10 protein-coding genes, 5 tRNA genes and 5 pseudogenes are annotated in these 13,371 nt (G+C 56.0%); all 20 read left to right on the top strand.

What is annotated here, in order from left to right; genetic code table 11:
- Positions 1-152 precede the first annotated feature (152 nt).
- The 20 genes and pseudogenes from GKE73_RS07525 to rpoB all read left to right on the top strand — a co-directional run bounded on the left by GKE73_RS07525 (position 153) and on the right by rpoB (position 13,359).
- Positions 153-467, top strand: a complete 315-nt coding sequence (locus GKE73_RS07525; RefSeq protein WP_230369616.1) for a M16 family metallopeptidase — start codon at positions 153-155, stop codon at positions 465-467.
- A 7-nt stretch (positions 468-474) separates the two neighbouring features.
- The gene (locus tag GKE73_RS07520) at positions 475-1,365 is read left to right on the top strand and encodes a M16 family metallopeptidase (protein ID WP_376767296.1); all 891 of its coding nucleotides are present in this window, start codon (positions 475-477) and stop codon (positions 1,363-1,365) included.
- Positions 1,365-1,517, top strand: a complete 153-nt coding sequence (locus GKE73_RS07515) for a hypothetical protein (RefSeq protein ID WP_230369615.1) — start codon at positions 1,365-1,367, stop codon at positions 1,515-1,517. The genes GKE73_RS07520 and GKE73_RS07515 overlap by 1 nt, the downstream gene beginning before the upstream one ends.
- Positions 1,507-2,834: pseudogene (locus GKE73_RS24650) on the top strand (M16 family metallopeptidase). The gene GKE73_RS07515 and the pseudogene GKE73_RS24650 overlap by 11 nt, the downstream one beginning before the upstream one ends.
- A gap of 78 nt (positions 2,835-2,912) precedes the next feature.
- Complete coding sequence (locus GKE73_RS22905) at positions 2,913-3,086, top strand: RsmD family RNA methyltransferase (RefSeq protein WP_280954822.1); 174 nt, start codon at positions 2,913-2,915, stop codon at positions 3,084-3,086.
- Complete coding sequence (locus GKE73_RS07500) at positions 3,079-3,507, top strand: RsmD family RNA methyltransferase (protein WP_280954821.1); 429 nt, start codon at positions 3,079-3,081, stop codon at positions 3,505-3,507. Before GKE73_RS22905 ends, GKE73_RS07500 begins: the two co-directional genes overlap by 8 nt.
- 68 nt (positions 3,508-3,575) lie before the next feature.
- Positions 3,576-3,827 carry a YfhL family 4Fe-4S dicluster ferredoxin gene (locus GKE73_RS07495; protein ID WP_230369613.1) on the top strand — a complete coding sequence of 84 codons (252 nt, stop codon included), beginning with the start codon at positions 3,576-3,578 and terminating at the stop codon, positions 3,825-3,827.
- A gap of 151 nt (positions 3,828-3,978) precedes the next feature.
- A tRNA-Tyr gene (locus GKE73_RS07490) sits at positions 3,979-4,063 on the top strand.
- A gap of 56 nt (positions 4,064-4,119) precedes the next feature.
- A tRNA-Gly gene (locus GKE73_RS07485) sits at positions 4,120-4,193 on the top strand.
- 20 nt (positions 4,194-4,213) lie between these two features.
- A tRNA-Thr gene (locus GKE73_RS07480) sits at positions 4,214-4,288 on the top strand.
- Between the two features lie 36 nt (positions 4,289-4,324).
- Complete coding sequence (gene tuf, locus GKE73_RS07475; RefSeq protein WP_230369607.1) at positions 4,325-5,515, top strand: elongation factor Tu; 1,191 nt, start codon at positions 4,325-4,327, stop codon at positions 5,513-5,515.
- Between the two features lie 15 nt (positions 5,516-5,530).
- A tRNA-Trp gene (locus GKE73_RS07470) sits at positions 5,531-5,606 on the top strand.
- A 213-nt stretch (positions 5,607-5,819) separates the two neighbouring features.
- Positions 5,820-6,029 carry a preprotein translocase subunit SecE gene (gene secE / locus GKE73_RS24645; RefSeq protein ID WP_312854396.1) on the top strand — a complete coding sequence of 70 codons (210 nt, stop codon included), beginning with the start codon at positions 5,820-5,822 and terminating at the stop codon, positions 6,027-6,029.
- Positions 6,029-6,562, top strand: coding sequence for a transcription termination/antitermination protein NusG (gene nusG / locus GKE73_RS07460; RefSeq protein WP_230369612.1), 534 nt, complete (start codon positions 6,029-6,031; stop codon positions 6,560-6,562). The genes secE and nusG overlap by 1 nt, the downstream gene beginning before the upstream one ends.
- Positions 6,563-6,667: 105 nt before the next feature.
- Positions 6,668-7,101 (top strand): annotated as a pseudogene (gene rplK / locus GKE73_RS07455) (50S ribosomal protein L11).
- Positions 7,102-7,793, top strand: a pseudogene (rplA, locus tag GKE73_RS07450) (50S ribosomal protein L1).
- A 164-nt stretch (positions 7,794-7,957) separates the two neighbouring features.
- Positions 7,958-8,032: transfer RNA gene (locus tag GKE73_RS07445), tRNA-Thr, on the top strand.
- A gap of 89 nt (positions 8,033-8,121) precedes the next feature.
- Positions 8,122-8,615 (top strand): annotated as a pseudogene (gene rplJ, locus GKE73_RS07440) (50S ribosomal protein L10).
- Between the two features lie 36 nt (positions 8,616-8,651).
- The gene (gene rplL, locus GKE73_RS07435) at positions 8,652-9,023 is read left to right on the top strand and encodes a 50S ribosomal protein L7/L12 (RefSeq protein WP_230369611.1); all 372 of its coding nucleotides are present in this window, start codon (positions 8,652-8,654) and stop codon (positions 9,021-9,023) included.
- Positions 9,024-9,177: 154 nt separating this feature from the next.
- Positions 9,178-13,359: pseudogene (rpoB, locus tag GKE73_RS07430) on the top strand (DNA-directed RNA polymerase subunit beta).
- Positions 13,360-13,371 lie beyond the last annotated feature (12 nt).

Genomic DNA, 13,371 nt, shown 5'->3' with positions numbered 1-13,371 from the left:
TTGATGGCCGCGGAGTCGTCCTGGCGGGCTTCCACCGTCGGGGTTTCCGTCGGTTGAGTCTTTTTCTTGAAGAAACTAAACATGCGTAGGCGTGGTCAACAGAACATTAAATGACCAAATTGTATCCTCAAATCTCCAACAGGACAGAATCGATGGTGTTAAAGACTGTGGCAAAGGTGCTTGGCATGCTGTTTCTGCCACTTTCGGCCAACCTTTGGGCGCAGCCGATGGAGGCCGTGCTGGACAATGGCATGAAGGTTATCGTCAAGCAGGATAGCCGTGTGCCTGTGGCTGTTTCGCAGTTGTGGTACCGGGTCGGCAGCGTGGACGAGGTCAATGGCCGTACCGGTTTGTCGCACCTGCTGGAACACATGATGTTCAAGGGCACCGCACAGGTGCAAGCGGGGCGAATTCTCGCGCCTGATCGCGCAGGCGGGTGGCAAGGACAACGCGTTTACCAGCCGTGATTACACCGTGTACTTCCAGCAACTGGCCGCCGGTTCCCTACCGCTGGCACTGAAGCTGGAGGCGGATCGCATGGCGCATCTCAACTTTGCCAATGATGCCTTCAAGAGCGAGCTGGAGGTGGTCAAGGAGGAGCGGCGCTGGCGTACAGATGACCAGCCTACCGGGGTATTGATGGAATCCTTATATGCCTCGGCCTTTGTTGCCGACCCGGTGCGTTATCCGGTCATCGGCTGGATGGATGATCTGCAGCACATGCAGCCGGATGACTTGCGCCAGTGGTACCGCCACTGGTACGCGCCGAATAACGCCACGCTGGTGGTGGTGGGCGATGTCGATCCGCAGGCGGTGATTGCCGAGGCGCGCCGCCAGTTTGGCGCCTTGCCCAAGGTGGCCGTGCCAGAACGCCGTCCGCAACAAGAGCCGACACAAACCGGCGAACGTCGGCTGCGCGTCAAGGCACCATCGCGTTTGCCGTATCTGGCCATGGCGTGGAAAGCGCCTCGCTTGCAGCAGGTGAATGAGCCGCTACCGTACGCCTATACCATGCTGGCGGCGATTCTCGATGGTCAGGAAGCGTCACGCTTGTCGCGTGTGCTGGTACGCGAACAACAGGTGGCGCAGGCGGTTTCGGCCAACTATAGCCCGCTCAGTCGTGGCGGCGCGCTGTTTGTGATTTCGGCGGCGCTTAAGGCAGGGCAAGACCGTCCGTCAGCTGGAGACTGCCATTCGCCGGAAATCGCACGGATTGCCCGTGATGGTGTCAGTGCCGAGGAGCTGCAGCGCGTGCGACGTCAGTTGCAGGCGGACAAAGTGTATGAGCAGGACTCGATGTTTGCGCAGGCGATGCAGATCGGCTCGCTCGAGTCGCTGGGGTTTTCCGGCGCGATGATGCGGTGATGGATGCCAATCTGGCCAAGGTCAGCTCGCGCGAAGTGCAGCAAGCGGCGCGGCAATTGATCGACGACTCGCTCACCGTGGTCACGCTCGATCCTCAACCCACCACCTTGTCGCAGGGCGCGGCTCTCAAGGGCGATAGTTATGTGCGTTAAGTTTTCTGGTCGTTGGTCGCTGGGCGGCCTGCTGTTGTTGCTGTGCGTATCCGGCGTTACTCAGGCAGCGGTGGCGTTGCAGCGTTGGCAAACGGCACAAGGAGCGACCGTGATGTTTGTCGAATCCCATGCCAACCCGATGGTGGATGTGCAGGTCGATTTCGATGCCGGTACGCGCCGCGATACACTGGCCAAGCCGGGCGTCAGTGAACTGACGGCCGATCTGCTGGATGCCGGTACACGGCGGCATGATGAGGAACAATTGCGCGGCCAGTTGGCCGATCTCGGCGCGCAGTTCAGCACCTATGCTCAGGACGAATCCGCCGGTTTGCGCTTGCGCAGCTTGACCGAACCGGCGCTGCTGCAACCGGCGCTGGCGGTGGCCGCCGAAATGCTCAGCACACCAACATTTCCGACTGCCGTCCTGCAGCGCGAGAAGCAGCGCAGCATCGAAATGCTCAAACAGCAGGAAACCAAGGCCGAGTTTCTGGCCGAGCGCACGCTGTCGCGGCTGGTGTATCCTACCCATCCTTATGGCAACGATGCCCGCTTGAGCGAAACCAGTTTGCAGTCCATCAGCCGGGCTGATCTGGTCACTTTCTGGCGTCAGCACTACCAGCCGCAGCGTGCTGTGGTGTCGATCGTGGGCGATGTCAGCCGTGAACAGGCGCAAAGGTTGGCCGAACAACTGCTGGCTGGCCTGTTTAAGCCAATGGTCGTGCGCCACAAGCCATACCGGCCGTGCCGTTGGCGCAAACCGAAAAAGAACTACACCTGCGTCATGCCGGTAGTCAGACCCACATCGCTGTCGGCATGGCGGTGCTCAAGCGTGATGATCCGGATTATTTCCCGCTGGTGGTCGGCAACTACATTCTGGGTGGTGGCGGGTTTGATTCGCGCCTGATGAAGGAGGTGCGTGATCAGCGCGGGCTGACCTATGGCGTCAGCAGCGAGTTTGAGCCGTTGCAGCAGGCCGGGCCGTTTACCATCAGCCTGTCGACGCGCAACGAACAGGCCGCTCAGGCGTTGCAGGTGGTGCGGCAAACACTGCAACACTATGTGCAGGATGGCCCGACGGCGGCAGAGCTGGAACAGGCCAAGGCCAATATCATTGGTAGTTTCCCGCTACGTTTTGATAGCAACCGCAAGCTGCTAAGCTATCTGGCCTTGATCGGCCAATATCAGCTGCCATTAACCTATCTGGATGATTACGTTCGCCAGGTCAAAAGTGTCACCGTGCAGCAAGTGCACGAAGCCCGGCAGCGGCGTGTCAATCCGGCGGCGCTGCATACCGTCGTGGTGGGCGCCACACAGTAAGCCCCTGATTGCAACAACATAAGGCGCAGAACTCCGTAACGGGGTAAACTCTGCGCCTTGTTTTTTTAGCCGTTACCCATGAGCCAGACCCGTAACAAGATCCGCATCATCGGTGGTGACTACCGTCGCCGCACCTTGCCGTTCCCTGATTCCGAAGGGCTGCGCCCAACGCCGGACCGGGTGCGCGAAACCCTGTTTAACTGGTTGGGGCAGCAACTGAACGGCAAAACCTGCCTCGACCTGTTTGCTTAAAGGCGGTGCACTCGGCTTTGAAGCGGCCTCGCGTCAGGCACGCCGGGTGGTGATGGTGGAAAAATCACGAGCCGTGCAAGAAGCGCTCAAAGCCAATCGGCAAGTGCTGGGCGCCAACCACATTGACATCGTGCCGATGGATGCGCTGATGTATCTAAAGAGTAGCCGCGAAACGTTCGACGTGATCTTCCTTGATCCGCCCTACGATTCCAACTTGCTTGAGCAAGTTCTGCCCTTGATCAAAACCCGGTTGGCCGAAAACGGTTATCTATATATAGAGACCCGTCATTGGCCTGCCGATTTCTGGCTGGGATGTGTTACGGCACGACAAGGCCGGAGTGGTGCGCTACGGCTTGTTGACGCCCGGCGAACCAGATCAAGCGTTGCCACCGACGGGCGAGCAGCCAGCATAACAATATAACGGGGTGGACTTGCGACCCCACCGGGCGAATGCCAGAATCCATACTGTGAATACTTGAGGAAATTACTATGTCTTTGATGATTACCGACGAGTGCATCAATTGCGACGTGTGTGAACCGGAATGTCCGAACAACGCCATTTCGCAGGGTGAGGAAATCTACCAGATCGACCCCAACCTCTGTACCCAGTGCGTTGGTCACTACGACGAACCGCAATGCCAGCAAGTCTGTCCGGTCGATTGCATCCCGCTGGATCCCAATCATCCGGAAACCCAGGATGAGCTGTACCAGAAGTATCTGGTCATCTCCGGCAAGGCCTGATTCGGCTAAGTCATTGATGTATAAAACCAACGCCCCGTCAGAGCCTCGTGCCGACGGGGCGTTGGTTTTGGCGCTAATGAAAAAACTGAAATTTTTTAGCAGAAAGTGTTGACGGAGTTGGGGGGCTTCTATAATATTCGGGTCTCTTTCAGGAGGGATTCCCGAGCGGTCAAAGGGATCAGACTGTAAATCTGACGGCTCTGCCTTCGAAGGTTCGAATCCTTCTCCCTCCACCAGAATACTTTTAGGCGTCTTGGCGGCGTGATGTTTAGGTCGTCCGTGGTCGTGATGGGCGGGTGTAGCTCAATGGTAGAGCAGAAGCCTTCCAAGCTTACGATGAGGGTTCGATTCCCTTCACCCGCTCCAAGCGTTTTTGCCAGTTTAGGGCCCATGTAGCTCAGGGGTAGAGCACTCCCTTGGTAAGGGAGAGGTCGGCAGTTCAATTCTGCCCATGGGCACCATCGCTTACTTTTATTTCGGATTTCAGGAAATTTGCCATGGCTAAGGAAAAGTTCGAGCGGACAAAACCGCACGTAAACGTCGGCACCATCGGTCACGTTGACCATGGTAAAACCACGCTGACCGCTGCAATCACCACCATTCTGTCGAAGAAATTCGGTGGCGAAGCCAAAGATTACTCCCAGATCGACAGCGCGCCGGAAGAAAAGGCTCGTGGTATTACCATTAATACCGCTCACGTAGAATACGAAACCGAAACCCGCCACTACGCTCACGTAGACTGCCCGGGTCACGCCGACTACGTTAAGAACATGATTACCGGTGCTGCCCAGATGGACGGCGCTATCTTGGTAGTGTCCGCTGCTGACGGCCCGATGCCGCAAACCCGCGAACACATCCTGCTGGCTCGCCAGGTTGGCGTACCGTACATCATCGTGTTCCTGAACAAGTGCGACATGGTTGATGACGAAGAGCTGCTGGAACTGGTGGAAATGGAAGTCCGCGATCTGTTGTCTTCCTACGACTTCCCGGGCGACGACCTGCCGCTGATCAAGGGTTCTGCCCTGAAAGCGCTGGAAGGCGACCAATCCGACATCGGCGAACCGGCCATCTTCCGTCTGGCTGATGCTCTGGATTCCTACATCCCGACCCCGGAACGTGCCATCGACAAGCCGTTCCTGCTGCCGATCGAAGACGTATTCTCCATCTCTGGTCGCGGTACCGTAGTGACCGGTCGTGTAGAACGCGGCGTAGTAAAAGTCGGTGAAGAAATCGAAATCGTTGGTATCAAGCCGACCAGCAAGACCACCTGCACGGGCGTGGAAATGTTCCGCAAACTGCTGGATCAAGGTCAAGCCGGTGACAACGTAGGCGTACTGCTGCGTGGTACCAAGCGTGAAGACGTAGAACGTGGTCAAGTACTGGCCAAGCCGGGTTCCATCACCCCGCACACCAAGTTCGGTGCCGAAGTTTACGTTCTGTCCAAAGATGAAGGCGGTCGTCACACCCCGTTCTTCGCCAACTACCGCCCGCAGTTCTACTTCCGTACCACGGACGTGACCGGTGCCGTATCGCTGGCCGAAGGCGTGGAAATGGTAATGCCGGGTGACAACGTAGCCATCACCGTAGAACTGATTGCCCCGATCGCCATGGAAGAAGGTCTGCGCTTCGCAATTCGCGAAGGTGGCCGTACCGTTGGTGCCGGTGTTGTTGCTAAGATCATCGAGTAATCGATAATCGGTTATAGGCCAGTAGCTCAATTGGTAGAGTATCGGTCTCCAAAACCGAGGGTTGGGGGTTCGAGACCCTCCCGGCCTGCCAAGTAAGACTAACCGGCGCGCAAGCGCCGGTTGGTCTTTGTCGCATACGCGCTGAGAATATCCCGCATGGAATTGCAAGACAAAATCAAGCTGGCTCTGGCTGGCCTTATCGTGGTGGCTTAAGCATCGTCGGTTTTTACCTGATTCCCGATACGCAAGGGTTGCTGCGCGCGTTGGCCTTTATCGTTTCAGTGGCCTTGGCTGCTGGCGTGGTATGGCTGTCCGTGCCCGGCAAGTCGTTTGTGGGTTATGCGCACGAGTCAGTGGCGGAAGCTCGCAAAGTGGTTTGGCCAACCGGAAAGAGGCGTTGCAGATGACCGGTATGGTCTTTGTGTTTGTCTTCGTCTTGGCCCTGTTCATGTGGGGCGTAGATTCGAGTCTCTCCTGGTTGTTTTATGATGTGATTCTCGGTCGAGGTAGATAATGGCAAAGCGCTGGTATGTGGTTCACGCCTATTCGGGATTTGAGAAGAGCGTGCAAAAGGCGCTGCGTGAGCGCATCGACCGTTCTGAAGTTGCCGATTTGTTCGGTCAGGTTCTGGTGCCGGTAGAAGAAGTGGTGGACATCAAGAATGGCCGTCGTTCAATTACCGAGCGTAAATTCTTCCCCGGCTACGTGCTGGTGGAAATGGAAATGACCGACGATACTTGGCACTTGGTGAAAAGTACACCGAAGGTAACCGGATTTGTCGGTGGGACCGCCAACCGCCCGGCGCCGATTTCCAAGAAGGAAGTCGATGCCATCATGCAGCAGATTCAGGAAGGCGTTGAGAAGCCGAAACCTAAAGTGCTGTTCGAAGTGGGTGAAAAAGTACGTGTCATTGATGGTCCGTTCAATGATTTCAACGGTAGTGTCGATGAGGTCAATTACGAGCGCAACAAGTTGCGTGTCTCGGTGCAGATCTTTGGTCGCGATACCCCGGTAGAACTGGATTTCAGTCAGGTAGAAAAACTGTAAGCAGTTATTTCTACTTGGCTTTGTGGTTGAAGGCGTATACAATATTGCGCTTTCGTCTGGGAAGCGAGCGCCCGCTCGCGCTATACCCGTTTTAGGAGTTTAATCGTGGCAAAAAAAATTGTCGGCTATATCAAGCTGCAAGTGCCCGCTGGTAAGGCTAACCCATCTCCCCCGATCGGTCCGGCTCTTGGTCAGCGTGGTCTGAATATCATGGAATTCTGCAAGGCGTTCAACGCTCAGACTCAAGGTGTTGAGCCGGGCCTGCCGATTCCTGTTGTGATTACTGCTTATGCGGACAAGTCCTTCACTTTTGTGATGAAGACCCCGCTTAAGCATCCATTCTGTTGAAGAAGGCTGCTGGGATCAAGAGCGGTAGCCCGCGTGCCAATACTCAGAAAGTGGGCAAGGTTACCCGTGCCCAGCTGGAAGAGATTGCCAAGACCAAGCAGCCCGATCTGACGGCTGCTGATCTGGATGCAGCGGTACGTACCATCGCCGGTTCTGCCCGCTCCATGGGTCTTGATGTGGAGGGCGTGTAAATGGCTAAGGTTTCCAAACGTATCAAAGCGCTGAAGGCTTCGGTTGACAGCAACAAGCTGTACGCTGTGGATGAAGCTCTGGCGCTGGTAAAAGGTGCTGCTACCGCCAAGTTTGACGAGTCCGTTGACGTGGCTGTTAATCTGGGTGTGGATCCGCGTAAATCCGACCAGGTTGTACGTGGTTCCGTAGTGTTGCCGCGTGGTACTGGCAAGTCGGTACGTGTTGCCGTATTTGCACAAGGTGCAAATGCTGAAGCTGCCAAGGCTGCTGGCGCTGATGTTGTCGGTTTCGACGACCGGCTGCTGAAGTCAAGGCCGGTAACCTGAACTTCGACGTGGTAATCGCTTCTCCGGATGCGATGCGTGTTGTTGGTCAACTGGGTCAGATTCTTGGTCCGCGTGGCCTGATGCCGAACCCGAAAGTTGGTACTGTAACCCCGAACGTGGCTGAGGCTGTGAAAAACGCCAAGGCTGGTCAGGTGCAGTACCGTACTGACAAGGCTGGTATCGTTCATGCCACGATCGGTCGTGCTTCTTTCGAAGCCGAAGCGCTGCGTGAAAACCTGACTGCACTGGTTGATGCTTTGGTAAAAGCCAAGCCGGTTGCATCCAAGGGCCAGTACCTGAAAAAGATCGCTGTATCCAGCACCATGGGTGTAGGCGTTCGCATCGATACCACCACCGTTGCTTGATTTGACGTGTGGTCTGGCGGGTTGAATCCTGCCAAAGGCTTTGGGCTGGTGGGCTTTGTGCCCACCAGATTGTCAAAGACCGTAGGTGCCGCAAGGCTTAATCGCTGAATTCAGCATCCTACGCAGATGGTGTACCCGAAAGTAGGCTTCTGAAGATTTTCAGGGCTCATGTAGCTCAGGGGTAGAGCACTCCCTTGGTAAGGGAGAGGTCGGCAGTTCAATTCCGCCCATGAGCACCAGATTCCCTCTCTTTATGATGTCTCCTGAAAAGGTCGCCGCTGCTAAGCGAAACGGATTTTCCGTTTCATTTCAGTCTAGGAGATAGACCTTGAGTCTCAATATCGAAGATAAAAAGGCGGTCGTAGCCGAAGTATCTGCCCAATTGGTAGATGCCCAAACGCTCGTAATCGCTGAATATCGGGGCATCGAGGTAAGCAGCATGACCAAACTCCGTGCGCAAGCACGTGAGAACGGTGTGTATCTGCGCGTTCTGAAGAACACGCTGGTACGTCGCGCCGTGGCTGGTACTGCATTCGAAGGTCTGGCTGACCAAATGGTTGGCCCCCTCGTTTACGGTATTTCCGCCGATCCGGTTGCTGCTGCCAAGGTGCTGCATCAATTTGCCAAGGCTGACGATAAGATCATCGTCAAAGGTGGTTCCTATAACGGCCGGTGTTGACTGCTGCTCAGGTTGCTGAGCTGGCTTCCATCCCGAGCCGCGAAGAACTGCTGTCCAAGCTTCTCTACGTTATGCAGGCTCCGGTGGCTGGCTTTGCCCGCGCCCCGGCCGCACTCGCAGAGAAACAAGCCGAAGCCGCTTAACTTATTTGATTCTTATAGAATTCAGGAGATTTTCACATGGCAATCACCAAAGAAGACATCCTCGAGGCCGTTGCTGGTCTGACCGTTATGGAACTGAACGACCTTGTTAAGGCGTTCGAAGAAAAGTTCGGCGTTTCCGCTGCTGCTGTTGCCGTTGCTGGCCCGGCTGCTGGTGGCGCTGCTGCTGCTGAAGAAAAGACCGAGTTTGACGTTGTTCTGAACGCTGCTGGCGATCAGAAAGTTAACGTGATCAAGGTTGTTCGTGCTATTACCGGTCTGGGCCTGAAAGAAGCCAAGGATCTGGTAGACGGCGCTCCTAAGACTGTCAAGGAAGGCGTAGCCAAGGCTGAAGCCGAAGATATTCTGAAGCAACTGACTGACGCCGGTGCCAAGGCTGAAATCAAATAATCTTCTATAAAAGAAGATGGTGAGGCTGGCGGAGAAATCCGCCAGCCTTATTGCGCTTGTGGTTGGCCGAAACGAAGAAGGTAAAAGCCAGCAATTATTGAGCGTGGCTGCTGACTTTTGGTTTCTTGCGCCACCACACCTCGATGGAGACTCTATGAGTTATTCGTTTACTGAGAAAAAGCGGATTCGTAAAAGCTTTGCGAAACGCGCCAGTGTTCTCGATGTCCCATTCCTGTTGGCGACCCAGATTGATTCCTACGCAGAATTTCTCCAACTGGGTGTCCCGCTAGATCAGCGCAAGGATGTTGGTCTTCAGGCCGCGTTCAAGTCCATTTTTCCGATCATCAGCCACAATGGCTATGCTCGTCTGGACTTTGCTCACTACATCCTTGGCGAGCCGCCGTTTGACGTACAGGAATGCCAACTGCGCGGCATTACCTTTGCGGCACCGTTGCGTGCTCGTATCCGCCTGACGATTTTCGATAAAGAATCGTCCAAGCCGGTGGTGAAGGAAGTGCGCGAGAACGAGGTATACATGGGCGAAATTCCGCTCATGACGACCAACGGTTCGTTCATCATCAATGGTACCGAGCGCGTCATCGTTTCTCAGTTGCACCGCTCCCCGGGTGTGTTCTTCGAGCATGATCGCGGTAAGACCCATTCTTCCGGCAAGCTGCTGTTCTCTGCCCGCGTGATTCCTTACCGCGGCTCTTGGCTGGATTTCGAGTTCGATCCGAAAGACCTGCTGTACTTCCGTATCGACCGTCGCCGCAAGATGCCGGTGACGATTCTGCTTAAAGCGCTGGGCTACACTAACGAACAGATCCTGTCCGAGTTCTACAGCTTCGATACTTTCTACCTGTCCAAGGATGGTGTGTTCCTGAAGGTAGTGCCGGAACGCCTGAAGGGCGAAGTGGCCAAGTTCGATATCGTTGGCCGGATGGCAAGCTGATTGTTGCCAAAGACAAGCGCATCACCGCCAAGCATATCCGCGATATCCAGACAGCCGAGCTGGATCGCATCGAAGTGTTATTACCGACGTGCTGCTGGGCAAAGTATTGGCCCACAACGTGGTCAGCACCGATACCGGTGAAGTGATCGCCCGTGCCAATGATGAGGTTACGGAAGAAGCGCTGGCCAAGCTGGCGTTGGCCGAAGTCGAGCAGATCGACGTGTTGTTTACCAACGATCTGGATCAGGGCGCCTACATCGCGCAAACCCTGCGTACGGATGACAGCCTGGACCAACTGCAGGCACGCGTCGCCATCTATCGCATGATGCGTCCTGGTGAGCCGCCGACCGAAGATGCGGTCGAGCAGCTGTTTCAGCGCCTGTTCTTCAGCGAAGACACCTACGATCTGTCGCGTGTTGGTCGCATGAAGTTCAACACTCGTACCTATCAGTACAAGTTTGATGACAAGACACCGGAGTGGTTCAAGCTGCTGATCGGTGAGAAATTTGCCGGTCGCCGTGACGTCATGGATGGCACGCTGACCACCGAAGACATCGTGTCGGTTATCGCCATTCTGTGCGAACTGCGCAATGGCCGCGGTGAAGTCGACGATATCGATCACTTGGGTAACCGTCGCGTGCGTTCGGTGGGTGAGTTGGCCGAAAACCAATTCCGCGCCTTACTTGGTGCGTGTTGAACGTGCTGTGAAGGAACGCCTGAACCAGGCTGAATCCGACAACCTGATGCCGCATGACCTGATCAATGCCAAGCCGGTATCGGCGGCGATCAAGGAGTTCTTCGGTTCCAGCCAGTTGTCGCAGTTCATGGACCAGACCAACCCGCTGTCCGAAATTACCCACAAGCGCCGCGTATCGGCCCCGGGTCCGGGCGGTTTGACGCGCGAACGTGCCGGTTTTGAAGTACGTGACGTACACCCGACCCACTATGGCCGTGTCTGCCCGATTGAAACGCCGGAAGGCCCGAACATCGGTTTGATCAACTCGCTGTCGGTTTATGCGCGTACCAACCAGTATGGCTTCCCGGAAACGCCGTACCGCAAGGTTGTTGATGGCAAGGTAACTAACGAGATCGATTACCTGTCTGCCATTGAAGAAGGCCGTTATGTCATCGCTCAGGCCAACGCCGAGCTGGACGAAAACGGTACCTTGATTGACGAACTGGTAACCTGCCGTGAAAAGGGTGAAACCATCCTCTCCACGCCGGACCGCGTGCAGTACATGGACGTGGCAACCGGTCAGGTGGTATCGGTGGCCGCTTCGCTGATTCCGTTCCCCGGAACACGATGACGCCAACCGTGCCTTGATGGGTGCCAACATGCAGCGTCAGGCCGTACCGTGCCTGCGCCCGGAAAAACCGTTTGTCGGTACCGGTATTGAACGCCCGGTAGCGGTTGACTCGGGTACTTCTGTTGTCGCACGCCGCGGTGGCGTGGTGGATTACGTCGATGCAACCCGTATCGTGGTACGCGTGAACGACGATGAAGCCGTGGCCGGTGAAGTGGGTGTCGACATCTACAACCTGACCAAATTTACCCGTTCCAACCAGAACACCAACATCAACCAGCGTCCGGTGGTGAAGAAGGGTGACGTACTGGAACGTGGTGACGTAGTGGCTGATGGCGCCTCGACCGATCTGGGCGAATTGGCGCTGGGTCAGAACATGACCATCGCCTTCATGCCGTGGAACGGTTACAACTACGAAGACTCGATTCTGATTTCGGAAAAGGTGGTGGCAGAAGACCGCTACACCTCGATCCACATCGAAGAATTGTCGGTGGTGTCGCGTGACACCAAGCTGGGGCCGGAAGAAATCACCCGTGATATTCCGAACTTGTCCGAACGCATGGCTGGCCGACTGGATGAATCCGGTATCGTTTACATCGGTGCCGAAGTGGAAGCTGGCGACGTACTGGTGGGCAAGGTAACACCGAAGGGTGAAACCCAGCTAACCCCGGAAGAGAAGCTGCTGCGCGCCATCTTTGGCGAGAAGGCGTCTGACGTTAAAGACACCAGTCTGCGTGTGCCGACCGGCACCGTGGGCACGGTTATCGACGTGCAGGTGTTTACCCGTGAAGGGATCGAGCGCGACAAACGTGCCCAGTCCATCATTGATGCCGAACTGAAGCGCTACCGTCTGGACTTGAACGACCAGCTGCGTATTTTCGAAAACGATGCCTTCAGCCGTATCGAACGCCTGATCGTTGGCAAGGCTGCCAATGGTGGTCCGAAGCGTCTGGCCAAGGGTACCGAGATCGACGCCGAATATCTGGCTAGCCTGCCGTCCAAGCACGACTGGTTCGACATTCGCATGGCCGATGAGGATATCGCCAAGCAGCTGGAACTGATCAAGGAAAGCCTGGTTCAGAAGCGCGAAGAATTCGACCTCAAGTTTGAAGACAAGAAGCGCAAGCTGACGCAAGGCGACGAACTGCCGCCGGGCGTACAGAAGATGGTCAAGGTCTATCTGGCCGTGAAACGTCGTCTGCAAGCCGGTGACAAGATGGCCGGTCGTCACGGTAACAAGGGTGTGGTTTCCCGCATTCTGCCGATCGAAGACATGCCGTACATGGGCGATGGCCGTCCGGTCGACATCGTACTGAACCCGCTGGGCGTACCGTCGCGGATGAACATCGGTCAGATTCTGGAAGTGCACTTGGGCTGGGCCGCCAAGGGTATCGGTGAACGCGTCGACCGCATGCTGCGTGAACAACGTGCCATCGGTGAGCTGCGTGACTATCTGGAACACATCTACAACGACACCGGCAAGACCGAAGACATCGCTTCGCTGTCGGATGACGAAGTCCGCATGTTGGCCGAAAACCTGCGTCGCGGTATGCCGTTTGCCACGCCGGTATTTGATGGTGCCAAGGAATCCGAGATCAAGCACATGCTCAGTCTCGCTTTCCCGGATGAGGATGAACTGACCCAGCAACTGGGCTTCAACGAATCCAAGACCCAGCTCACCCTGCATGATGGCCGCACTGGCGAAGCCTTCGATCGCAAGGTGACGGTTGGCGTGATGCACTACCTCAAGCTGCACCACTTGGTTGATGACAAGATGCACGCCCGTTCCACCGGTCCGTACTCGCTGGTAACGCAGCAGCCGCTGGGTGGTAAGGCGCAATTCGGTGGTCAGCGTTTCGGTGAGATGGAAGTGTGGGCGCTGGAAGCTTACGGCGCCGCCTACACGCTGCAGGAAATGCTGACTGTGAAGTCGGATGACGTGACCGGCCGTACCAAGGTTTACGAAAACATCGTCAAGGGCGAGCACAAGATTGACGCCGGGATGCCGGAATCCTTCAATGTATTGGTGAAGGAAATCCGCTCGCTTGGCCTCGACATCGACCGGAACGCTATTAATTAGGACCCACCGCTT

The organism is Paludibacterium denitrificans (genome assembly GCF_009707705.1).
In the GTDB taxonomy this organism is placed as follows: domain Bacteria; phylum Pseudomonadota; class Gammaproteobacteria; order Burkholderiales; family Chromobacteriaceae; genus Paludibacterium_A; species Paludibacterium_A denitrificans.
Note: the sequence above shows the minus strand (reverse complement) of the source record. Positions and strands in the feature narration are given on the sequence as shown.

What these genes read in the sequence shown, in the direction of transcription:
- GKE73_RS07525 (WP_230369616.1), top strand. Translation starts at nt 153, where the DNA reads ATGGTGTTAAAGACTGTGGCAAAGGTGCTTGGCATGCTGTTTCTGCCA.
- GKE73_RS07515 (WP_230369615.1), top strand. Translation starts at nt 1,365, where the DNA reads ATGGATGCCAATCTGGCCAAGGTCAGCTCGCGCGAAGTGCAGCAAGCG.
- GKE73_RS22905 (WP_280954822.1), top strand. Translation starts at nt 2,913, where the DNA reads ATGAGCCAGACCCGTAACAAGATCCGCATCATCGGTGGTGACTACCGT.
- GKE73_RS07495 (WP_230369613.1), top strand. Translation starts at nt 3,576, where the DNA reads ATGTCTTTGATGATTACCGACGAGTGCATCAATTGCGACGTGTGTGAA.
- tuf (WP_230369607.1), top strand. Translation starts at nt 4,325, where the DNA reads ATGGCTAAGGAAAAGTTCGAGCGGACAAAACCGCACGTAAACGTCGGC.
- secE (WP_312854396.1), top strand. Translation starts at nt 5,820, where the DNA reads ATGGCTGTCCGTGCCCGGCAAGTCGTTTGTGGGTTATGCGCACGAGTC.
- nusG (WP_230369612.1), top strand. Translation starts at nt 6,029, where the DNA reads ATGGCAAAGCGCTGGTATGTGGTTCACGCCTATTCGGGATTTGAGAAG.
- rplL (WP_230369611.1), top strand. Translation starts at nt 8,652, where the DNA reads ATGGCAATCACCAAAGAAGACATCCTCGAGGCCGTTGCTGGTCTGACC.